The organism is Nonomuraea sp. NPDC050404 (genome assembly GCF_040655495.1).
Lineage (GTDB): Bacteria > Actinomycetota > Actinomycetes > Streptosporangiales > Streptosporangiaceae > Nonomuraea.
Genome location: NZ_JBFAKB010000005.1, coordinates 62,848 through 83,132, shown reverse-complemented (window position 1 = coordinate 83,132; position 20,285 = coordinate 62,848). Strand labels below are relative to the sequence as shown.

Sequence of the window (20,285 nt, the reverse complement as noted above, 5' to 3'; positions counted from 1 at the left end):
TACCTCCCGGGCCGGTTTAGCGGAACGCTAACAGAACACCGTTTTCTTAACAAGTGAACGGCGTTCTCTTAAGATCGGTCAGTATGCTGTTTGGCGATATGGACGGGTCGGCATTTCTCCGGGCCAGGCGCCCCGAGCACAAGCAGCAGCGGCGCGAGGCGATCCTCGCCGCCGCGCGCGAGCTCGCCCGCGCCTCCGGAGTACGCAACGTGACCCTGGGCGCCGTCGCCGAGGCCGTGGGGCTGGCGAAGTCGAACATCATGCGTTACTTCGGCACCCGCGAGGAGATCTATCTCGAACTGGCCACCGAGGAGTGGCGGCAGTGGGCCGCCGACGTCTCCGCCCGGCTGCGCGACACGAACGGCACGGCCGAGGCGGTGACCGTGCTGGCCGAGACCCTCGTGGACCGGCCGCTCTTCTGCGACCTGATGAGTCACACCTCCACCAGCCTTGAACACAACGTCTCAGTACCGGCAGCCCGCGCGTTCAAACACACCGTGGTGGATCTTTTGTCCGAAATGGGCGCCGAGGTCGCCCGCGCCACGGAGCTGACGCAGCGCGAGGGCGGCGAGGTGGTGGCCGCCGCCAGCGGCCTGGCCGGCATGCTCTACCCGGCGGCCAACCCGCCTCCCGCACTGGCCCAGGTGTACGCCGAGGATCCGGAACTGGCCGCCTCCTGTCCCGTGTTGCTGCCCACGCTCGTCCGGGCGCTCAGGGCCCTGGCCGTCGGCCTGCCAACGCTCAGGGACGAGTGAAAGTTTCACCCGGATCCAGGCATTCCTGACCACTCGCCCCCTGCCCGCTGTACATCGGGACGGATTCGCCGGAGCATGTGGCCGTTCCTAACCGGTTAACAATAGGAAGGGCACTACCTATGAGGAAACGACTCGGGCCCGCGCTGGCGGCGCTCCTGTCGCTCGTCGCCTCGATGCTGGTCTCGACGCTGATCGTCCCGGCTCCCGCGCACGCCGCGGTGGGGCTCCGGGTCAGCGGCACGAGGATCATGGAGGCCAACGGGAACGCGTTCGTCATGCGCGGCGTCAGCCACGCGCACACCTGGTACACCAGCCAGACCGGCTCTTTCGCCAACATCAAGGCGCTGCGCGCGAACACGGTCCGGGTGGTGCTGAGCGGCGGGCGGTGGCCCGCGAACAACGCCGCCGACGTGGCCAACGTGGTCTCGCTCTGCCGACAGAACCGGTTAATATGCGTGCTCGAAAACCATGACACCACCGGGTACGGGGAGCAGAGCGGCGCGTACACGCTGGACCAGGCGGTGGACTACTGGAGCAGCATCAGGAGCGCCCTCACCGGCACCGAGGACTTCATCATCGTCAACATCGGCAACGAGCCGATCGGCAACAACAACGTCTCCACCTGGACCAGCGCCACGACCAGCGCGATCACCCGGATGCGCGGCCTGGGCTTCCAGCACATGCTGCTGGTGGACGCGCCCAACTGGGGCCAGGACTGGCAGTTCACCATGCGTGACAACGCCCAGACCGTCGCCAACGCCGACCCGCAGCGCAACACGGTCTTCTCCGTGCACATGTACGGCGTGTTCGACACGGCCGCCGAGATCAACGCCTACCTGAACGCCTTCCAGACCGCGGGCCTGCCGCTGGTGATCGGCGAGTTCGGGCACAACCACTCCGACGGCAACCCCGACGAGGACACGATCATGTCCCAGGCGGTGTCGCGCGGGATCGGCTACATCGGCTGGTCGTGGAGCGGCAATGGCGGCGGCGTCGAGTACCTCGACATGGTCACCAACTTCAACGCCGCCAGCCTGACCTCATGGGGGCAGCGCATCTTCAACGGCGCTAACGGCATCGCCGCGACCTCGCGCGAGGCCACGTTCTTCGGCGGCGGCGGCACCGACACCACCGCGCCCACCACGCCCGGCACCCCCTCGGCTGCCGGCATCACCTCCAGCGGCGCCAACCTGACCTGGTCGGCCTCCACCGACGCGGGCGGCTCCGGCCTGGCGGGCTACGACGTCTACCGCGAACAGGGCACCACGGACCCGCTGCTCGGCTCCACCACGACCAACTCCATCGCACTCACCGGCCTGACCGCCTCCACCCAGTACCAGGTGTACGTCCGCGCCCGCGACGGGGCCGGCAACCGGTCGGGCAACTCACCCACCACGACCTTCACCACCACGTCCGGCGGCGGTCCCGGCGGCGGCTGCACGGCCACAGGCACCGTGCAGAGCCAGTGGGGCGGCGGCTACGTGACACAGGCCACGGTCACCAACAGCGGCACCGCGCCGACCACCAGCTGGACGGTCACCTTCACCCTGCCGGCCGGCCACACGATCGCCGGCTCCTGGAACGCCACACTGACGACCAGCGGGCAGACGGTGACGGCTCGGAACGCCGGCTACAACGGCAACCTCAGCGCCGGCGGCACCGCCAACTTCGGCTTCCAGATCACCCGCCCCGGCGGCAACACCTCCACGGTAACCTCCTACACCTGCGCCTCCTCCTAACCCTTCCGGGGCGCGCCCTCCACCCACGGCGCGCCCCTCGCGCGGAGGCGGCCCAGCACGGCAGCGCGTGGCCGGGGTCCTTCTCCCATCTCCCTCCCAAGGACCTCAGCCACGCACAGTGCCGCACCGGCGGTCGGAGAGGCGCGGCGGCGGCGCGTGGCCGGGGTCCTCCTATCTCCCCCAAAGGACCCCAGCCACCCCACATGGGACGGTGAGCTGGCGAGGGTTCCCTCTTTCTCCACCCAAAGGACCTCAGCCACGCACGGAGCCGCACCAGCAGTCGGTGGGGCGTCAGGACACCCCGGGGGGTGAGGTGGAGTCGCGGATCACGAGTTGACAGGGCAGCGTGTGCACCCCCGGCGTGGCGCGGCCGTCGATGGCGGCGAACAGGTGCTGGGCCGCCGTTCGTCCGAGCACCTCAAGGTTCATGTCCACGGTGGTCAGCGCCGGCCGGGTCTCGGTGGACAGCACCTCCCAGTTGTCGTACCCCACGACCGCGATATCGTCCGGCACCCGCCGCCCCCGCTCCCGAGCCCCCTCCACGAACCCGGCCGCGATCTGGTCGCTGCCGCAAAAGACCGCGTCGATCTCCGGCTCGGCCATCAGCACCATCTCGGCCGCGTGCCGCCCCCACCGCTGTGACCACACCCCGCTCAGCGTGGCGCCCGCCTGCTCGACCCCCGCCTCCGCCAGCGCCCGGCGCACGCCCTCCTCGCGGTCGCGGGCCGCCTTGTAGTGGGCGGGCCCGGTGATGTGCGCGATGCGGCGCCGTCCCAGGGCCAGCAGGTGGTTGACGGCCATGGCCGCCGCCCCCACGTCGTCCGGCACGAACGACACGTCCGACGGGTCCTCCGACGGCCCGTAGGCGTACACGACGGGCACCGGCAGGTCCTTGCTCACCGACGGCCGCGGGTTCGTGCTCTCGCCCACCACGATCAGCCCGTCCACCCGGCGCGACAGCAGCGCGCGCAGATGGTGCTGCTCCCTGATCGCGTCGCCCCGCGCGTCACACAGCAGCACCGCCATCTCCCCGGCCCCGAACGCGTCCTCGGCCCCGAGCAGCACCGGGATGCCGAACCGGCCGACGCTGTCGGAGGTCAGCAGTCCCACGGTCTTCGTCTGGCCCGACAGCAGCCCCCTGGCCAGCGCGTTCGGCTGGAAGGAGAGCTCCGCCGCGGCGGCGAGCACGCGCTCACGCGTGGCCGCCCGCACGTCCTGACGCCCGTTCAGCGCCTTGGACGCCGTGGCGATCGACACCCCCGCCAGCGAGGCCACATCGTTGATGGTCGCCCGCTTACCCGCCATACTTCGAAACCCTTTTCGGTGAATTGTGAACTGCTTAGCACCTTAGCACCCATTGACATGGGCTCATGTTTCTTCTACGTTTCCGAAAACCTTTAAGTCCAGGAGCACATCATGAGACGAAGGCTGGCCGGGATCTCCCTTATCGGTGTGTTAGCGCTCACAGCTGCCGCCTGCGGCAGCGGCGGGGGTGGCGGCGGCACCCAACCGGCGGACGGTCCCGTGACGATCACCATGTGGACCCGCGCGGCCACCCAGACGCAGAGCGAGCGGCTGGTCGCGGCCTACAACAAGTCCCACAAGAACCAGGTGAAGCTCACCGTCATCCCGACGGACAACTATCAGCCCCGCATCGCCGCCGCGGCAGGCGCCAAGCAGCTCCCCGACGTCTTCGCGGCCGACGTCATCTTCGTGCCGAACTACACCTCCCAAGGACTGTTCCTGGACGTCACGGACCGGATCGCGGCCCTGCCGTACAAGGACAAGCTGGCCCCCTCGCACATGAAGCTCGGCACCCTGGAGAACCGCCAGTACACGCTCCCCCACACGCTCGACCTGTCGGTCTGGTTCTGGAACAAGGACCTGTACGAGAAGGCCGGCCTCGACCCCGAGAAGGGCCCCAAGACGCTCAAGGAGTTCGCCGAGCAGGCGACCACCGTCCAGGAGAAGCTCGGCAAGGACGGCAAGGTGCACGGCACCTTCTTCGGCGGCAACTGCGGCGGCTGCTACGTCTTCACCTTCTGGCCGTCGGTCTGGGCCTCGGGCGCGCAGGTGATGGACCCCGAGGGCACGTCCTCGCTCAACGACCAGCAGGCCATGACGGACGTGTTCAACATCTGGCGCGGGCTGTACGAGAAGAAGGTCACCGGCCCGACGGCCAAGGAGGAGCAGGGCCCGACCTGGACCGGCTTCTTCCCCAAGGGTGAGATCGGCGTGATGCCGATGCCCTCCACCACGCTCGGCCTGATGCCGGCGGACATGAAGATCGGCGTCACCCCGATCGCCGGGCCCGACGGCGGCGAGTCCACGTTCGTGGGCGGCGACTCGGTGGGCATCTCCTCGACCACCAAGAACGCGGACGCGGCCTGGGAGTTCCTGTCCTGGACGGTCTCCGACGAGGCCCAGGTCGAGGTCATGGCCAAGAACAAGGACGTGCTCGCGCGCACCGACCTGGCCAGCAACAAGTACTCCTCGGAGGACCCGCGCGTGGTCCTGATCAACTCGCTGGTGGCCAAGGGCCAGACGCCGTACGCGCTGCGCTTCGGCCAGACCTACAACGACCCGCAGGGCCCGTGGCTGCGGCTGGCGCGCGAGGCGGTGTTCGGTGACGCCGCGAAGGTGACGCAGCTCAACGCCGACGTCACCAAGTCGCTGCAGCAGCAATGACGTTGACGGCCACCCGATCCGGGCGGGGGCGGGCGGCCCGTTCGGCGCCGTCCGCCCGGTGGCGGAGCAGGAAGGTCCAGGGCTGGCTGTACGCGGCCCCCACCGCGGTCATCGTGGGCGTGTTGTTCATCGCGCCCCTGGTGCTGGTCGGCTGGATGTCGCTGAACCGCTGGCCCCTGCTCGGCCGGGCCACGTTCAACGCCCCCGCCAACTACGTCAAGATCGGCGAGAACCCGCTCTTCGTCGACGCCGTGTTCTTCACGCTCAAGTACACCGCGATCACCACGGTGCTGCTGTCCGGCGTCGCGCTCGGCCTGGCCCTGCTGGTGCAGGAGCGCAGGCCGGGCATCGCCTTCTTCAGGACCGCGTTCTTCCTGCCGGGCGCGGTCGGGTTCGCGGCGGCGGGGCTGCTGTTCTACGGGATGCTGAACAACGACTTCGGCCCCATCGACCCGATGTTGCGCACGCTGGGTCTCATCGACGAGCCGATCAAGTGGATCGGCACGCCGAACATGGCGCTGTTCTCCACGATCACGCTGGTGTTGTGGCGCTTCGCCGGGTTCAACATGCTCATCCTGCTGACCGGCCTGCAGGCGATCCCGAACGAGGTGTACGAGGCCGCCAGGAGCGACGGCGCCAACCGCCGGCAGATCTTCACCAAGATCACGCTGCCGCTGCTGCGCCCGACGCTGGCGCTGATGCTCATCCTCAGCATCACGGGCTCGTTGCTGGCCTTCGACCAGTTCTTCGTCTTCACCAACGGCGGCCCGGACAACAGCACGGTCTCGATGGTCATGGTCGTCTACCGGGACGCGTTCTTCCGCTTCGACCTCGGCGGCGCGGCGGCGCTGTCGGTCGTGCTGCTCGTGGCCCTGGTCGGGCTCAACTCGCTGATGATGCGGAGGCTGCGATGAGCAGATATCTGACGTTGTCCGCGCTGGCGGTGTTGTTCCTGTTCCCGCTGGTGTGGAGCGGCTACGCCTCGCTGGAGGAGCCGTCGAACTACCTGGAGATGGCCCGCTTCGGCGAGGGCATCGACACCTACGCCACCAACAGCGTGCTGGTGTCGGCCATGACCGTGGGCGGCACGCTGGTCGTCTCGGCGCTCGGCGGCTACGGCTTCGCCCGCTTCGACTTCCCGGGCAAGAACCTGCTGTTCCTGGCCACGCTGGCGATCCTGATGGTGCCGTACGCGACGATCCTGATCCCGCTCTACGTCCTGCTCGGCTACATCGGCCTGCAGAACTCCCTGGTCGGGCTCTCGCTGGTGTTCGTGATGTTCCAGCTCCCGTTCGCGCTGTTCATGATGCGCAACGCGTTCGAGGCGATCCCGCGCGAGCTGGAGGAGGCGGCGCTGGTGGACGGCTGCGGCACCTTCAGGGCGTTCTCCAGGATCCTGTTGCAGGCCGTGCGGCCCGCGTTGATCACGGTGGGCCTGTTCGCGTTCCTGGCCTCGTGGAACGACTTCTTCGCGCCGCTCATCCTGCTCAACGACGGCGCCTCGTTCACGCTGCCGGTGGCGGTGGTCAGCATGACGCAGCACACGTTCGGGGCCATCGACTACGGCATGCTCCAGGCCGGCGTGATGGTCATGGCGATCCCCTGTCTCATTCTCTTCATCGTTCTGCAGCGCCACTACGTGCGCGGATTCATGTCAGGAGCTCTGCGTGGCTAATCCTGTCCTGCCCTCATCGGGCGTCCTTGCCCCTCTCGGACTCGACGCGGTACGCGTGCTCCCCGGCTTCTGGGGCGACCGGATCGCGCTCAACCGCGAGGTCACGATCGCGCACTGCCGGGAATGGGAAGAGCGGGAGGGCTGGATCGGCAACTTCCGCGGCGAGCGGCCCCGCAGGGGGCGGGAGTTCAGCGACTCGGAGGTCTACAAGCTGCTGGAGGCCATGGCCTGGGCCGATCATCCGGCGCTGCCCGCGCTGGCCGAGACCGTGGCCCAGGCGCAGGAGGGCGACGGCTATCTCAACACCCGCTGGACCGGCAGCCGCTACACCGACTTCGAGTGGGGTCACGAGCTCTACTGCTACGGCCACCTCATCCAGGCCGGCGTGGCCAGGCTGCGCACGCACGGCGAGGACCGGCTGACCGAGGTCGTGACCAAGGCGGCCGACCACGTGTGCCGGCGGTTCATGGAGGGCGCCGAGACCTGCGGGCATCCGGTGATCGAGATGGCGCTGGTCGAGTTGTACCGGGTGACCGGCGCCGAGCGTTACCTGGAGATGGCCCGCCGTTTCGTGGCGCGCCGCGGCCTGCCCGCGCTGGCCGACATCCCGTTCGGGCGCGGCTACTACCAGGACGACGTGCCGGTCAGGCGGGCGCAGGTCTTTCGCGGGCATGTGGTGCGGGCGCTCTACCTGGCCTGCGGCGTGGTGGACGTGGCGGTCGAGACCGGGGACCAGGAACTGCTGAAGGCGGTGGAGTCCCAGTGGGAGCGTACGGTCGCCCGCCGTACGTACCTGACCGGCGGCATGGGCTCGAGGCATGCCGACGAGTCCTACGGCGAGGACTACGAGTTGCCGCCCGACCGGGCCTACAACGAGACCTGCGCGAGCATCGCCTCGGTCATGCTGGCCCACCGGCTGCTGCTGGCCACCGGCGACGCGCGCTACGCCGACCTGGCCGAGCGCACGATGTACAACATGCTCGCCACGGGCGTCGCGCTGGACGGGCGCTCGTTCTTCTACGTCAACCCGCTGCAGGTACGGGTGCCCGCCGTGCCCCTCGACGGCGTGAACCACGCGGCCGAGGGCGGGCTGCGCTCGCCGTGGTTCGACGTGTCCTGCTGCCCGAACAACATCGCCCGCACGCTGGCCTCACTGCCCGCCTACGTGGCCGCCGCGCGCGGCGACGACGTGCTGATCCACCACCTCACGCCGTCGGAGATCCGGCACGGGGCGCTGGCGCTGCGGGTGGAGACCGGCTACCCGTGGCACGGCTCCGTCAGCGTGCGGGTTCTGCGGGGCGGCGAGGGGCGCGTCGGGTTGCGCGTGCCGGCCTGGGCCTCGGACGCGACGCTCGTGCACGTGCCGGTCTCCTCGCAGGACGCGCCGCTGCCCGAAGGGCCGGTCATCCGTCCGGTGAGCCCCGGCTACGCCTACGTCGATGGGCCGTGGCGGGCCGGTGACGAGATCCGGCTGGAGCTGCCGATGCGGCCCAGGTGGACCTACCCGGACCGGCGCATCGACGCGGTCAGGGGCAGCGCGGCGGTGGAGCGGGGGCCGCTGGTCTACTGCGCGGAGTCGGTGGCGGACGAGCCGCCGCTCGGCGAGGTGACGGCGCGCGTCGATCCGCCGGTGGAGCGCGAGTCGGACGGGGTGGTCGAGCTGGAGGTGGCCGCCTCCGTCGCCCCCGGGGGCAACGGCGCTTTTCCGTACGGCCCCGCGAACGCGGACGCGGCGGGCGCGGACGTACGGCTGCGGCTGGTGCCCTACCACCGCTGGGGCAACCGGGGCCCCGCGACCATGCGTGTCTGGCTGCCCATTCAGGAGGGTTGACGTGCGTAAACCGTTGGTGTGCTTAGCCCTGTTGGCGCTCACGGCCTCGCTCGGCACGGCGCCCGCCCACGCGGTCGCCGACGACCTGGGCATGCCGGTGTTCACCGGCGCCGATCCGGTGCCCGACGAGCCGGTGCGCTATCACCCGCGCAAGATGATGGCGGAGATCTACGCCAAGGAGAAGGGCGGGGACTCGTACTGGATCGACCGCATGCTGGCCAGGCCGGGTGACGATCCGGCGGGCACGTGGCTGATGTCGCGCGGGCGGGCGGTGTTCATGAAGGAGCACGACCCGAGGAAGCTGGGTTTCGGCGGGTACGTGGCGTACTGGGAGAGCATCGACAACCGCGACGCGTACGAGATCACGCTCGGCACGCCGCTCACCGAGGACGTCTCCAAGCGGCTGCAGATGCCCAGCCACTGGACCGGCCGGTACGCGGGCGACGGCCTCGCGGTCGGCGTCAAGAAGTTCATCACCCACGAGAACGTGGCCGTGACCACCCTGGAGATCACCAACACCGGCTCGGCGGCGCGTGCCGTGCCCATCACCGTGACCTCGCCGTACACGAAGAAGGCCGACGGGGACCGGGAGCTGACCGGCGCAGTCTGGGCCAAGAACAAGCTGACCACGATCTTCCCGAGGCTCAGCGGCGACGGGCTGAAGGTCTCCGAGGGCACGCTGAAGGGCTCGGTGACCGTCCAGCCGGGTAAGACCGTGCGGACCAAGGTGCAACTGGGCTTCGTGACCGAGGAGCTGACCGGGTCGCGGGCCGAGTACGACGGGTACAAGGGGCGCTCGCCCGAGCAGGCGCTGCGGCGGCAGTTGCAGGACTACAACGCCTGGTGGGCGGAGAACCTGCCCTACATCGACGTGCCGGACGAGAACATCAAGAAGTCCGTCTACTACCGCTGGTGGTTGATGCGCTTCAACTTCCTGGACGCCGACATCCCGGGCAACGACTTCCAGTTCCCGACGTCGGTGGAGGGGGCGCTGGGCTACAACAACGCGATCGTGCTGACCGTGCCGATGTTCGTGCAGGACCTGAAGTACCTGCGGGACCCGATCTACTCCTACGGGCCGTGGGTGTCGGCGGGCGAGGTATCACGAAACTCGAAATATACGGATAACCCGGGGGATCCGGAGAACTGGTCGAACAGCTACACGCAGTACATCTCCGCCTCGGCGCTGGAGAGCTACCAGATCCACGGCGGGCAACCGTCGATCCTGCGCAACCTGGCCCGTTACGCCGAGAAGGACGTGCACGGCCAGCTCGACGCCTACGACTCCAATGACAACGGGGTCATCGAGTACGACTGGGAGGCGATGACCGGCAACGACGCCGACGCGGTCTCCTTCCACTACTACGACCGGGCCAACGAGCGGCTGGAAGGCGCCTACGTGTACGCCAACGCGATGGCGGGGGCGCAGGCGTACGAGTTGTCCGGCGACCGGGCCAAGGCCGCCGAGTTGCGCGGCGTGGCCGACAAGGTCAAGTACGGCATCCTCTCCTTGTTGTGGGACGAGGAGAACAAGCTGTTCAAGCATCGCGACCTGCAGACGGGCAACCTGATCCCGTGGAAGGAGTCCAACAACTACATCCCGTACGCGACCGGCCTCGTCCCCACCGATGACCCGAAATATCGCGAAGCTCTCCGCCTTTGGTCCGATCCGGCGGAATATCCGATATTTCCGGCGTATACGGCGAACCAGAAGGACAAGGCGGAGGCCGCCGCGGCCGGCCACCCGGGCTCCAACAACTTCTCGCAGATCAACTCGACCCGGAACTTCCAGCTCTTCTCCAAGGTCATGCGCCAGTACGCGAGCCCGCACATCACCGCCGCCCAGTACAAGCAGCTCCTGTACTGGAACGCCTGGTCGCAGTACGTCGGCGGCGACACCCGCTACCCCGACGCCAACGAGTTCTGGGCGAACTGGAACCCGCAGACGAAGACCATCGACTACCGCTCCTGGATCCACCACACGATCCTGGGCAGCAGCAACTGGACCGTCATCGAGGACGTCATGGGCCTGCGCCCGCGCTCGGACGGCAAGATCGAGTTGTGGCCGGTGGACATCGGCTGGGACCACTTCTCCGTCAACGGCGTCAACTACCGGGGCGACGACCTGACCATCGTCTGGGACAAGCCGGGCGACGGCACCAGGCACTACGCCGGAACGCCCGAGGGCTACTCGATCATCATCGACGGCAGGCGCAAGGTCACCCTGTCCGGCCTGGAACACGCCGTCTGGGACCCGAAGACCGGCAAGGTCGAGGGCGGCACGGTCGTCCACGCCGAGAAGGCGTCGCTCAAGGCCCCCACCGAGGTCAGGCTGACCGGCGACCGCGTCGAGGACCTGTTCGCCAAGGCCGGCGTGGACCTGCGCGGCACCCGCCGGAACCTGGTCAGGTCGGCCACCGCCTCGCACGGCGACCCCGCCGGAGCCGTGGACGGGTTCACCATCAACGAGCCGTACTGGGGCTCGAAGGGCTCGGGCAAGGCGCAGGACTGGCTGGAGGTCGATCTCGGCTCGGCGCAGAAGGTGGACCAGCTCAAGCTGTACTACTACAACAACCGTAAGGACTACGGCGAGCCCGCCTTCCACTCGGTCCAGTACCTCGACGGCGAGACCTGGAAGGACGTTCCGCGCCAGGCGAAGAGCCCGGTCTACCCGCGCGCCAACCTCAACGAGGTGCGCTTCCCGGCGGTCACCGCCCAGAAGTTGCGCGTGCTGGTCACGCACCGGCCGGGGCTGGCGACCGGTCTGAAGGAGGTGCAGGCGTACCGGACGGGCGGCGGCGCGGGACCGGTCGCCAACCGGGCGCCGTCCGTGGTGCCCGTGGTCGATCCCACCTTCACCCGGCCGGGGCAGGCCAGGATCGAGGCCGTGGTCAAGGACGACGCGCTGCCCAAGGGCGAGCTGAGCACGCAGTGGGCCAAGGTGAGCGGCCCCGGCGAGGCGTTCTTCACCGAGCCGACCGGAACGACCACGGTGGTCGCCTTCTCCGAGCCCGGGGCGTACGAGCTGAAACTGACCGCCACCGACGGCGCCAGGAGCACCTCCGCCACCGTGACCGTCACCGCCACCGCCCAGAGCGCGCAGGTGAACGTGGCCCCCAAGGCCACACCGACCGCCTCCTACACCTCGCCGTGGGAGAAGGTCACGGCGATCAACGACGGCATCGACCCGCCGCGCTCCAACGACGGCGCCAATCCGCGCTGGGGCACCTGGCCGCAGCAGGGCACGCAGTGGGTCGAGCTCGCCTGGCCCGAGCCCGTACGGGTGAACAAGGCCGAGGTGTACTTCTTCGACGACGGCGGCGGCGTGCGCGTGCCCGCCTCGTGGAAGATCCAGCGCTGGGACGGCGACTCCTTCGAGGACGTCACCGGCGTCACCGACTACCCCAAGGCCGTGGACGCCTACAACACCGTCTCCTTCGAGGAGGTCACGACCTCGCGGCTGCGCGTGCAACTGGAGGCGGGCGGCGCGTCGGTCGGACTGCTCGAAACCAAGGTGTACGAGGTCCCGCCGGACTCCGCGCGCCCGGTCCACGTCCCCACCCTGGTCGGCGAGTTGCCCGAACTCCCGGCCACCGTGGAGACCCTGTACGCCGACGGCGCCCGCAGCCAGGCGTCCGTCACCTGGCAGCAGGTGACCCCCGACCAGGTGAGGACCGGCGGCACCAGCTTCACCGTCACCGGCCTGGCCGAGGGCGTACGGCAGCCCGCCCGTGCCACCGTGTACGTCCGCGCCACCGCCGCGGTCACGATCACCTCGATCGCCGAGGAGACCGTCACCACCAGGGCCGGGGTGGCGCCCGCGCTGCCGAAGACGGTGGTGGCGACCTACAACGACGGCTCGAAGGACAGCTCGGTGCCCGTCACCTGGGCGGCCGTCGATCCCGCGCAGTACGCCCAGCCGGGCACGTTCACCGTGTCCGGCCAGGTGACCGGCACAACTGTGCCCGCGAGTACCACCGTCACGGTCGAGTAGCGCCTATTCTGTCCTGGCCTCTCCCGTTTCGCGGGGCCAGGACAGAGATGGACTAGCGCGATGGCCGGACTCTCCGAGAACGCCCGCAGCAGAGTGACCGGCGCGGTCGCCGTCGCCATCGTCATGGCGGCGGCCGCGCCGATCCTGAACCTCTTCGCGATCCTCATCTGGGCGGGACTGCCCGCCGAGTGGACGCCCTCCGAGACCGTGACCCCGCAGTCCGCCGTCGCCTTCACCTTCCCCGCCGTCGGCGCGTTCCTCATCTACCGGCGGCCCCGGCTCAACCTGGCCTGGTTCATGTGCGCGGGCGGGCTGGCCGCGGCCGTCAGCGACCTGTGCAACGCGCTGATGTACCGCGCGGCGGCCGACGGCGAACCGCTCCTCGCGGGCTGGTTGCGGCTGCCGACGCAGCTCGGCTGGCTGGTGTGCGGGCTGCTGCTGACGATGGTGCTGCCGCTGTACTCCCCCGACGGCCGGCTGCCCTCCGGGCGCTGGCGGCCGATCCTGTGGCTGGGCTGCCTGTCGCTCACGGTCGCGGCCGCGCGTTACCTGGTCAGGACGACCGGGGTCATCCCCAACCCGATGCGGGTGCCGGCGCTGGCCCCGTACCTGGGCGTGGTCACGGTCGTGAGCTGGTCGGGGGTCTTCCTCGCGATGGTGCTGGCGGCGGTGTCGCTGCTGGTGCGGATGCGGCGGGCCGACCCGGTGGGGCGGCGGCAGATCGGCTGGCCGCTGCTCGGGTTCTCCGGGTACATCGTGCTCCTGCTGCTCAGCGTCTTCTGGCCGGTGTTCCGGTGGCCGGCCATCGCGTGGACGGCGCTCATCCCGTTCGCGGTGGCGTACTCGGTGATGCGTTACCGGCTCTACGGCATCGAGACCCTGATCAGCCGCGCCTTCGTGGCGGCCGGCGTGGTGGCCGCGGTCGGCGCCGTCTACTTCGGCGTGGGCGCGCTGTCAGGGCTGGTGTTGTCCGGCTACGACCACCTGGCCGGGATCGCCGCCGCGCTGTTCGCCGGCGCGTTCTTCCAGCCGCTGCGGCGCGCGTTGCAGCGGGCCGTGGACCGGTTCCTGTACGGCGCGGTCGGCGACCCCGAGGTGCTGGCCGACCGCCTGACCCAGGCCGTGCGCCGCGGCGACCCCGCACGGGCGCTGACCTCGGTGGTGAGCGTGTTGCGCGAAGGGCTGGCGGTCGAGGGCGTGGCCGTGGAGGCGGCCGACGGCGAGCCCCGCCACGTCGAGAGCGGCCGGGTCGGCCCCTCGCCCCGGGAGGTGCCGCTGGTCTGGCACGGTACGCGGGTCGGCCGGCTGCTCGTGGGCCCGCCGGGGCCGCGCCGCTTCCCCGCCGCGCACAACGAGCGCGTGCTGGCCACGCTGACGCCGTACGCGGCCGACGTGGCGCACGCGGTCCGGATGGCGGCGGACCTGCAACGTTCGCGCGAACGCATCCTGACGGCCAGGGAGGAGGAGCGCCGCCGCCTGCGCCGCGACCTGCACGACGGCCTCGGCCAGACCCTCTCCGCCATGGCGATGACGATCAACATGGCCCGCCTGAGCCTGAAGAACTCCCCCGACGCCGCCGACGAACTGCTGCGGGAGTTGCACGCGGGCATGAGCGCCGTGACGAGCGACGTCCGCGAGCTCGTGTACGGCCTGCGCCCGCCCGCCCTCGACGACCTCGGCCTGGCCCGCGCGGTGCAGGACCTGGCGGGGCAGTCGATCGAGGTACGGGTCGAGGGCGACCTGGAGGACCTGCCCGCGGCCGTCGAAGTGGCCGTCTACCGCATCGTCCAGGAGTCGCTCACCAACATCCGCAGGCACGCCGAGGCGTCGCGGGCCATGGTGGTGCTGGAGCGGGAGCGGGCGGTGCTGCGGGTGCTGGTCGAGGACGACGGCAAGGGGCTGCCCGAGTCGCACCGCGCGGGCGTGGGGCTGGGCTCGATGCGCGAGCGGGCGGCGGAGCTGGGCGGAATCTGCGTCGTGACCGGCCGGCCGGGCGCGGGCACCCGCGTCGAGGCCATGTTGCCCCTGTTGACCGCGCAACCAGTTTGAAGTGGTGGTTTCCTATACCCATGCCTGATCTCGTAGTCGACGGCGGCGACAAGTTGTGCGTGCAGTTGCTCATCGAGTTGCGCGCCCACGTGCGCGAGGCCGGACCCGGCGCCGTCATCCACCTGATCGCCACCGATCCCGCCGCCCCCGTGGACCTGCCGGCGTGGTGCCACATGACCGGACACACCTACCTCGGGCCGGTGGCAGGCTCTCAGCGGCCCACGTACGCCCTGCGCGTGTCGGACGACGCCAAGGAGACGCAGGAATCCCGGCCCTGGCACGCGGCTTAAGCGGTTAACGCCCCGGCGGGGTGGGCACCATGGCGGTGAGGTCCGGTGGCCTAGAGTATGGAGGGTTATCCGGTTCAGAGAGGGAGTCCGTGAAGCGACCGACGATCGCCGACATCGCCAGCAGGGCGGGAGTGTCCAAGGTGGCGGTCTCCTACGCGCTCAACGGGCAGCCGGGAGTGTCGGAGGCGACGCGGGCCAGGATCATCGCCATCGCCGACGAGATCGGCTGGCGGCCCAACAGCGCGGCGCGCGCGCTCAACGGCGCCCGCGCCAACTGCGTCGGCCTCGCGCTGTGCAGGCCCGCCCGCATCCTGGGCGTGGAGCCGTTCTTCATGGAGCTGATCAGCGGCATCGAGGGCGTGCTCGCCGACCGCTCCTACGCGCTGCTGCTCCAGGTCGTGGCCAGCCACCAGCAGGAGAGCGAGGTCTACCGGCACTGGTGGGGCGAGAGCCGCATCGACGGGGTGTTCCTCGTGGACCTGCACTATTCCGACTCCCGGGTGACCGAGTTGGAGCGGCTCGGCATGCCGGTCGTGGTCATCGGCCATCCGTCGGAGTCCGGGTCGTTGTCGGCCATCTGGTCGGAGGAGGGCGAGGCCGTACGGGAGACCGTCGGCTACCTGGTAGCGCTGGGGCACCGGCGCATCGCGCGGGTGGCCGGGCTGCCGGAGCTGGTCCATACGACCGTGCGCGACCAGGCGTTCGCCCAGGCGTGCGAAGGGGTGGCCGAGCACATGATCGTGCACACCGACTACACCGGCGAGGAGGGCGCCAGGGCCACCAGGCGGCTGCTCAGCTCGCCCGACCGGCCCACGGCCATCGTCTACGACAACGACATCATGGCCGTGGCCGGCCTGTCGGTGGCCCAGGAGATGCGGGTGGAGGTGCCGCGTGACCTGTCCATCGTGGCCTGGGACGACTCGCCGCTGGCCCAGGTCGTACGGCCGCCGCTGACCGCGCTCACCCGCGACATCCCCGCCTACGGCGCGCACGCCGCGCAGCGGCTGCTGGCGTTGATCGCGGGCCAGAGCGTGCCGCCCTTCGAGGACCAGGCGGCCATCCTCACGCCACGCGGCAGCACCGGCCCCGCCCACACCGGGGCATAGCCGGCACTCCGGCGCGCAGAGCGCACTCCAGCGCGCAGACCTCACTCCAGCGCGTAAACCTCACTCCAGCGCGTAGACCTCACTCCAGCGCGTAGACCTCACTCCAGCGCGTAGACCTTCGCCTCCCACGGGTAGACGGGCTCCCGGCCCGCCCATTCCGGCGGGACCACGCGGTCCTGCGTCACCTCGCGCCACGTGCTGCCCCATGGCGCCTCGGGGAAGCCGTGGACGACGTACTCGGGGCCGCTGGCGTAACCGGAGAAGTTGGCCACCACGATCACCGGATCCTGCCCGGGGCCGCCGCGCCGCCAGGCCATCACCCGCCGGCCGGGGGTGAGGTCGGTGTGGATGAACGCGGTGTCGTTCACCGCCAGCGCGGGGGCCTGCCGGCGCAGCTTCACCAGGCGGGAGACGTGCGTGAAGACCCGCCGCCGCCACGGGTCCTCCATCCGGTCGTAGTTGACCGGGTCCACCTGCTTGGACGGGTGCGTCACCGCCAGGTCGTGCCGGTCGGCGAACTCCTCCCCCGCCAGGATCATCGGGATCCCGACCGCCGTGAGCAGGCAGGCGAAGGCCAGCTTGACGCGCTCCTCGGTCTGCCGGACGCCGTTGGCGTTCAGGAAGTCGTACAGCCGCTCGTTCCTGAAGCCCTCCACGTCGTGCGAGGTCACGTAGTTGATCATCTGGGCGCCGTCCTCGAAGCCGAGCCGGCGGCCGTCGATCACGCACCGCACGGTCTCGTCGTCGCCCTCGCCCAGGATGGCCTGGCGCACCAGGTGCTTGAAGCGCTCGTTCCACAACGCGTCCAGGCGGCGCTGGCGTACCAGGTCGATCGGGACGGACAACTCCTCGCCCACGACCAGGAAACGGTCGGCGGGGGCGCGGCTCAGCGCGCGGGCGTACTCGGTGAACTCCTGCACGAAGTCCCAGTTGTAGACGTTGTTGACGCTGTCGATGCGGATGGAGTCGATGTGGTGGCGCAGGATCCACTGGGCGATGTGCGCCTTCATGTACTGCCGGGCGGGCACCTGCCGCTCGATCTTCCCGCTCACCGGGTCGTAGCCCTCGACCTGGTAGTTGTACTTGAACAGGTCGCCGCCGAAGCCCGAGCGGGCGTCCTCCTCCGGGTCGCCCGCGCCCTCCCGTACGTGGAAGTCCAGGTAGTTGATCTCCCGGTACGGGTCCCGCTGGCCGAAGGCCATCACCGCGTCGTACCCGACCCTGATGCCCCGCCGGTGGCAGGCGGCGGTCAGGGCGGCCAGGTCGCCGTTCGGGGTGGGCGTGGAGTTGCCGCGCGGGAAGCCGAGGTCGTGGTCGGGGGCGAAGTAGTTGCTGGTGGCGTAGCCCCACTCGCGTACCGTCCAGCTGTCGGCCGCCGGGGTGAGCTCCAGCGTGGTGGCGCCGAGCTCGCCGAGGTGGGAGCGGCCGGGGGCGAGCGCGGCCACGCCACGGAAGTTGGCCGGCGCCGCTTCCTGGTCCACCAGCGCCATGACGTCCCTGAATGTCCCGGCGGCCACCTCGACGCCGCCCTCGGCCGAGCGCCGCGACCAGGCGGCGGGCAGCTTGTAGTAGACGGTCTGGTTGTTGGGCGGCAGCTCGTCGGCCGGCACCTCACGTGCCCAGGTGGGCACTTGGCCGCCGGGGTCGCAGGTCACCAGCCTGCCGTCCCGCCACATGATCACCGCGGCGGGCCAGCGGTCGTGGCCGCCGTACGGAGGATCGAGGGGTGGGGACAGCAGCCGCCAGTCCACCGTGGTGGCGAACGGATCGGTACGGCGCAGCCGCCGCCCGGGACCGCCGGGACGGCTGTCGGTGACCTCGTACCAGTAGTGGTAGACCTGCCCGTCGGCCAGCTCGCACGAGGCGGCGGCCACCGTCCACAGGTCGGGGGTCTCGGGGACGAGCGCGATGGCGCGCTCGTCCGCCAGGCTCGGCGGGTTGCCGGGCTGGAAGCGTCCGATCACGAGTCTGGGCGCGGGGTCGGCCACCGCGGGCCGCCACAGCAGGAACGCGCTCTCGCGCCGGCTCAGCACGTCGGGAAGTAAGTCGTCGCTCACGTCGTGACGGTACGGCGGCCACGCCGCGCCCGCCTCTGGGACCACCCTGGGGAGAACCCTGGGTCCACGGGTCGCGGGACCCCGTCCGGCACGTGCCACGGGCTGGGGTCGCGATTGGCAGACCGCCAGCCCCGGCCCCTGACACGTGCCGTCCCCTCCTCGCGGCATCCCCCCGTGAAGCCGCCCCCGCGTCCCCCGCGCTGAGGCGGCTTCATCATGTACCGAGTGCGGAGGGGGTGTCCTGAGTACGTCCATACCTAAATGAGATGAGAAATACGGCAAAGCGTGACCCATGGCCGAGCCGCGCGGTCGCCGAACTCGCCGACGGCGTGGATGACGGGCCTGACCCCCGCAGGTGCGTAACGTGGGACGTGACGGGTAGGCGGGCGTTATGACTGACGGTTTCGACACCGACCTGTTGTGGGAATCCTTTCACCGCTCGGTAAACATGAACTCCGAGGAACTGCGGGCCTACCTGCTCGCCGACGCCTCCTCGGAAGAGGGCTTCCCGCCCGACCCCGACCTGGGAATCGACGAGCTCGGCCGGGGCGTGCTGCATGTGCTGAGCAAACGGAAGGGCGACCTCACCAAGACCGACATCGAGGTGATGAGCCAGGTCGTGGAGCTCGTCGAGACCATGGGCGACCGCACTGACGACGAGTCGCGGCGCGAGCTCATGTCCGTGGGGCATGATCCGTTGAGAGGATAGGCGATGGTCCAGCCACAGCCGTGGATCGAGGGGTACGTGCGCGCGTGGAACTCCAACGATCCCGACGACATCGCCGCCCTGTTCACGGAGGACGCGGTGTACTACACCGAGCCGTACAGCTCTCCGTGGCACGGGCGCGACGACATCGTCTCGCAGTGGCTGGGACGGGCGGACAAGCCTGGTGAGGCCACCTTCGAGTGGCATCCGGTGTCCGTGACCGAGGACGTGAGCGTCATCCAGGGGGTCACCACGTACTCCGACAACACCTACAGCAACCTGTGGGTGATACGGTTCGCTCCCGACGGGCGATGCCGGGAATTCACCGAATGGTGGATGCGGCACGATGCCAAGTGATGCAATGGGCCGAACCGTCTTCACCCGAGGAGATCCGTTGAGAGACAACCTCGACCTCGCCGCGAGCGCACAGGAAGTGGCCGACGCCGCCCCGACGGGATCGATCGACCGCGCCGCCGCCTCGTCGGTGGCCATCACCCTGGCCACCACCCGCGACATCGCCGACGCCAGGCAGACGCTGGACGGGGTGTCGCCAGAAGAGGTCAGGCAGGCGGCGCTGGCCCTGTTCGACCGGCTCTCAGCGGAGTAATCCCCCCGGCGGAGTAGGGCCCGCGGCGCCTCCTGGGAGGCCGCCCTTCCTCAAGCCCAAGGCGCGTCTGTACGCCACGGCGCGCGTGGGCGGTCGCCCTCTGGTCGCCATGAAGCTGGATGGCGTGGTTCAGCGCCATGACCAGCCCGAGCAACTCGAACACGAGCTGCCCAGGATCCGTACCCGCGGACAACTCCCCCGCCTCCACGGCCCGGCGGGCCTCCTTGCCCAGCCGCTCCCGCCAGGCGTCGAACCGGGCCTCCACCGCGTCCCGCACCGCCCCCGGCCGGCCGTCGAACTCGTGCGCCGCGGCCACGAAGAAGCAGCCCCCGGGGAAGACCCGACGCTCCAGGTAGGAGATCCACGCCTCACAGAGCACCCGCAGCCGGGCCAGCCCCGGCGCGGCGGGCAGGGCGGGCTCCCAGACCTCGGCACGGAAGATCTGCCCGGCCCGGTCGAGCACCGCGAGCTGCAGGGCCTCCTTGGAGCCGAAGTGCCCGAGCACGCCCGACTTGCTCATGGCCAGCTCGGTGGCCAGGCGCCCGATGGTCAGCCCTTCGAGCCCCTCCACGGAGGCCAGGGCGACCGAGCGGTCGAGGATCGCCGCCCGCGTGCCCAGCGCGTCGGCGACCGACCGGCGCGGACTCATGCTTCGAGCACCGCGCTCATGCTCCGAGCACCGTCGGTGACGGGCCTGCGCGCGCTCATGCTTCGAGCACCGTCGGTGACGGGCCTGCGCGGGCTCATGCGATGATCCCGACCGGCAACTCTGCGTTCATGTCGCCAAC

16 protein-coding genes are annotated in these 20,285 nt (G+C 70.0%); 13 read left to right on the top strand and 3 right to left on the bottom strand.

Annotated features, from left to right (window positions below; genetic code table 11):
• Window positions 1–83 precede the first annotated feature (83 nt).
• Both AB0I81_RS14645 and AB0I81_RS14640 read left to right on the top strand, forming a co-directional pair.
• Window positions 84–755 carry a TetR family transcriptional regulator gene (locus AB0I81_RS14645; protein ID WP_360655747.1) on the top strand — a complete coding sequence of 224 codons (672 nt, stop codon included), beginning with the start codon at window positions 84–86 and terminating at the stop codon, window positions 753–755.
• A gap of 119 nt (window positions 756–874) precedes the next feature.
• The gene (locus AB0I81_RS14640) at window positions 875–2,494 is read left to right on the top strand and encodes a cellulase family glycosylhydrolase (protein WP_360655744.1); all 1,620 of its coding nucleotides are present in this window, start codon (window positions 875–877) and stop codon (window positions 2,492–2,494) included.
• A 291-nt stretch (window positions 2,495–2,785) separates the two neighbouring features.
• Here the strand turns inward: AB0I81_RS14640 and AB0I81_RS14635 are convergent, their stop codons facing one another.
• Window positions 2,786–3,799 (bottom strand): LacI family DNA-binding transcriptional regulator, encoded by a 1,014-nt coding sequence (locus tag AB0I81_RS14635; protein ID WP_360655741.1) that lies wholly within the window; start codon window positions 3,797–3,799, stop codon window positions 2,786–2,788.
• A 111-nt stretch (window positions 3,800–3,910) separates the two neighbouring features.
• Between AB0I81_RS14635 and AB0I81_RS14630 the strand changes: the two genes are divergently transcribed.
• From AB0I81_RS14630 to AB0I81_RS14595, 8 genes are all read left to right on the top strand, one after another.
• Window positions 3,911–5,182, top strand: a complete 1,272-nt coding sequence (locus AB0I81_RS14630) for a sugar ABC transporter substrate-binding protein (protein WP_360655738.1) — start codon at window positions 3,911–3,913, stop codon at window positions 5,180–5,182.
• Window positions 5,179–6,096: a sugar ABC transporter permease gene (locus AB0I81_RS14625; protein WP_360655735.1), complete on the top strand. Its 918-nt coding sequence runs from the start codon at window positions 5,179–5,181 to the stop codon at window positions 6,094–6,096. The genes AB0I81_RS14630 and AB0I81_RS14625 overlap by 4 nt, the downstream gene beginning before the upstream one ends.
• Window positions 6,093–6,857, top strand: a complete 765-nt coding sequence (locus tag AB0I81_RS14620) for a carbohydrate ABC transporter permease (RefSeq protein WP_360655732.1) — start codon at window positions 6,093–6,095, stop codon at window positions 6,855–6,857. Before AB0I81_RS14625 ends, AB0I81_RS14620 begins: the two co-directional genes overlap by 4 nt.
• Entirely contained in the window at window positions 6,850–8,688 is a 1,839-nt protein-coding gene (locus AB0I81_RS14615; RefSeq protein WP_360655729.1) for a beta-L-arabinofuranosidase domain-containing protein, read from the top strand. Before AB0I81_RS14620 ends, AB0I81_RS14615 begins: the two co-directional genes overlap by 8 nt.
• A 1-nt stretch (window position 8,689) precedes the next feature.
• Window positions 8,690–12,682, top strand: coding sequence for an Ig-like domain-containing protein (locus AB0I81_RS14610; protein ID WP_360655726.1), 3,993 nt, complete (start codon window positions 8,690–8,692; stop codon window positions 12,680–12,682).
• Between the two features lie 60 nt (window positions 12,683–12,742).
• Window positions 12,743–14,731 carry a sensor histidine kinase gene (locus AB0I81_RS14605; protein ID WP_360655723.1) on the top strand — a complete coding sequence of 663 codons (1,989 nt, stop codon included), beginning with the start codon at window positions 12,743–12,745 and terminating at the stop codon, window positions 14,729–14,731.
• Between the two features lie 20 nt (window positions 14,732–14,751).
• Window positions 14,752–15,021: a sulfurtransferase TusA family protein gene (locus tag AB0I81_RS14600; RefSeq protein WP_360655720.1), complete on the top strand. Its 270-nt coding sequence runs from the start codon at window positions 14,752–14,754 to the stop codon at window positions 15,019–15,021.
• A gap of 89 nt (window positions 15,022–15,110) precedes the next feature.
• The gene (locus AB0I81_RS14595) at window positions 15,111–16,127 is read left to right on the top strand and encodes a LacI family DNA-binding transcriptional regulator (RefSeq protein ID WP_360655717.1); all 1,017 of its coding nucleotides are present in this window, start codon (window positions 15,111–15,113) and stop codon (window positions 16,125–16,127) included.
• A gap of 98 nt (window positions 16,128–16,225) precedes the next feature.
• On the opposite strand, the gene AB0I81_RS14590 is transcribed toward AB0I81_RS14595, so the two are convergent.
• Window positions 16,226–18,184: an alpha-amylase family glycosyl hydrolase gene (locus AB0I81_RS14590; protein ID WP_360655714.1), complete on the bottom strand. Its 1,959-nt coding sequence runs from the start codon at window positions 18,182–18,184 to the stop codon at window positions 16,226–16,228.
• Between the two features lie 391 nt (window positions 18,185–18,575).
• On the opposite strand from AB0I81_RS14590, the gene AB0I81_RS14585 reads away from it, so the two are divergent.
• Genes AB0I81_RS14585 through AB0I81_RS14575 form a run of 3 tightly spaced genes read left to right on the top strand, consistent with a single transcriptional unit; the run spans window position 18,576 to window position 19,497 of the window.
• Window positions 18,576–18,893 (top strand): DUF3140 domain-containing protein, encoded by a 318-nt coding sequence (locus AB0I81_RS14585; RefSeq protein WP_360655711.1) that lies wholly within the window; start codon window positions 18,576–18,578, stop codon window positions 18,891–18,893.
• A gap of 3 nt (window positions 18,894–18,896) precedes the next feature.
• Complete coding sequence (locus AB0I81_RS14580; RefSeq protein ID WP_360655708.1) at window positions 18,897–19,247, top strand: nuclear transport factor 2 family protein; 351 nt, start codon at window positions 18,897–18,899, stop codon at window positions 19,245–19,247.
• 37 nt (window positions 19,248–19,284) lie between these two features.
• Window positions 19,285–19,497: a hypothetical protein gene (locus AB0I81_RS14575; protein WP_360655705.1), complete on the top strand. Its 213-nt coding sequence runs from the start codon at window positions 19,285–19,287 to the stop codon at window positions 19,495–19,497.
• Here the strand turns inward: AB0I81_RS14575 and AB0I81_RS14570 are convergent.
• The gene (locus AB0I81_RS14570) at window positions 19,451–20,146 is read right to left on the bottom strand and encodes a TetR/AcrR family transcriptional regulator (RefSeq protein ID WP_360655702.1); all 696 of its coding nucleotides are present in this window, start codon (window positions 20,144–20,146) and stop codon (window positions 19,451–19,453) included. The two genes, AB0I81_RS14575 and AB0I81_RS14570, sit on opposite strands and share 47 nt — an antisense overlap.
• Between the last annotated feature and the right edge of the window lie 139 nt (window positions 20,147–20,285).

Excerpts from the sequence above, each read along its gene's own strand:
- AB0I81_RS14625 (WP_360655735.1), top strand. The coding sequence starts at position 5,179 with ATGACGTTGACGGCCACCCGATCCGGGCGGGGGCGGGCGGCCCGTTCG.
- AB0I81_RS14620 (WP_360655732.1), top strand. The coding sequence starts at position 6,093 with ATGAGCAGATATCTGACGTTGTCCGCGCTGGCGGTGTTGTTCCTGTTC.
- AB0I81_RS14585 (WP_360655711.1), top strand. The coding sequence starts at position 18,576 with ATGACTGACGGTTTCGACACCGACCTGTTGTGGGAATCCTTTCACCGC.
- AB0I81_RS14600 (WP_360655720.1), top strand. The coding sequence starts at position 14,752 with ATGCCTGATCTCGTAGTCGACGGCGGCGACAAGTTGTGCGTGCAGTTG.
- AB0I81_RS14580 (WP_360655708.1), top strand. The coding sequence starts at position 18,897 with ATGGTCCAGCCACAGCCGTGGATCGAGGGGTACGTGCGCGCGTGGAAC.
- AB0I81_RS14570 (WP_360655702.1), bottom strand. The coding sequence starts at position 20,146 with ATGAGTCCGCGCCGGTCGGTCGCCGACGCGCTGGGCACGCGGGCGGCG.
- AB0I81_RS14640 (WP_360655744.1), top strand. The coding sequence starts at position 875 with ATGAGGAAACGACTCGGGCCCGCGCTGGCGGCGCTCCTGTCGCTCGTC.
- AB0I81_RS14605 (WP_360655723.1), top strand. The coding sequence starts at position 12,743 with ATGGCCGGACTCTCCGAGAACGCCCGCAGCAGAGTGACCGGCGCGGTC.
- AB0I81_RS14630 (WP_360655738.1), top strand. The coding sequence starts at position 3,911 with ATGAGACGAAGGCTGGCCGGGATCTCCCTTATCGGTGTGTTAGCGCTC.
- AB0I81_RS14635 (WP_360655741.1), bottom strand. The coding sequence starts at position 3,799 with ATGGCGGGTAAGCGGGCGACCATCAACGATGTGGCCTCGCTGGCGGGG.
- AB0I81_RS14645 (WP_360655747.1), top strand. The coding sequence starts at position 84 with ATGCTGTTTGGCGATATGGACGGGTCGGCATTTCTCCGGGCCAGGCGC.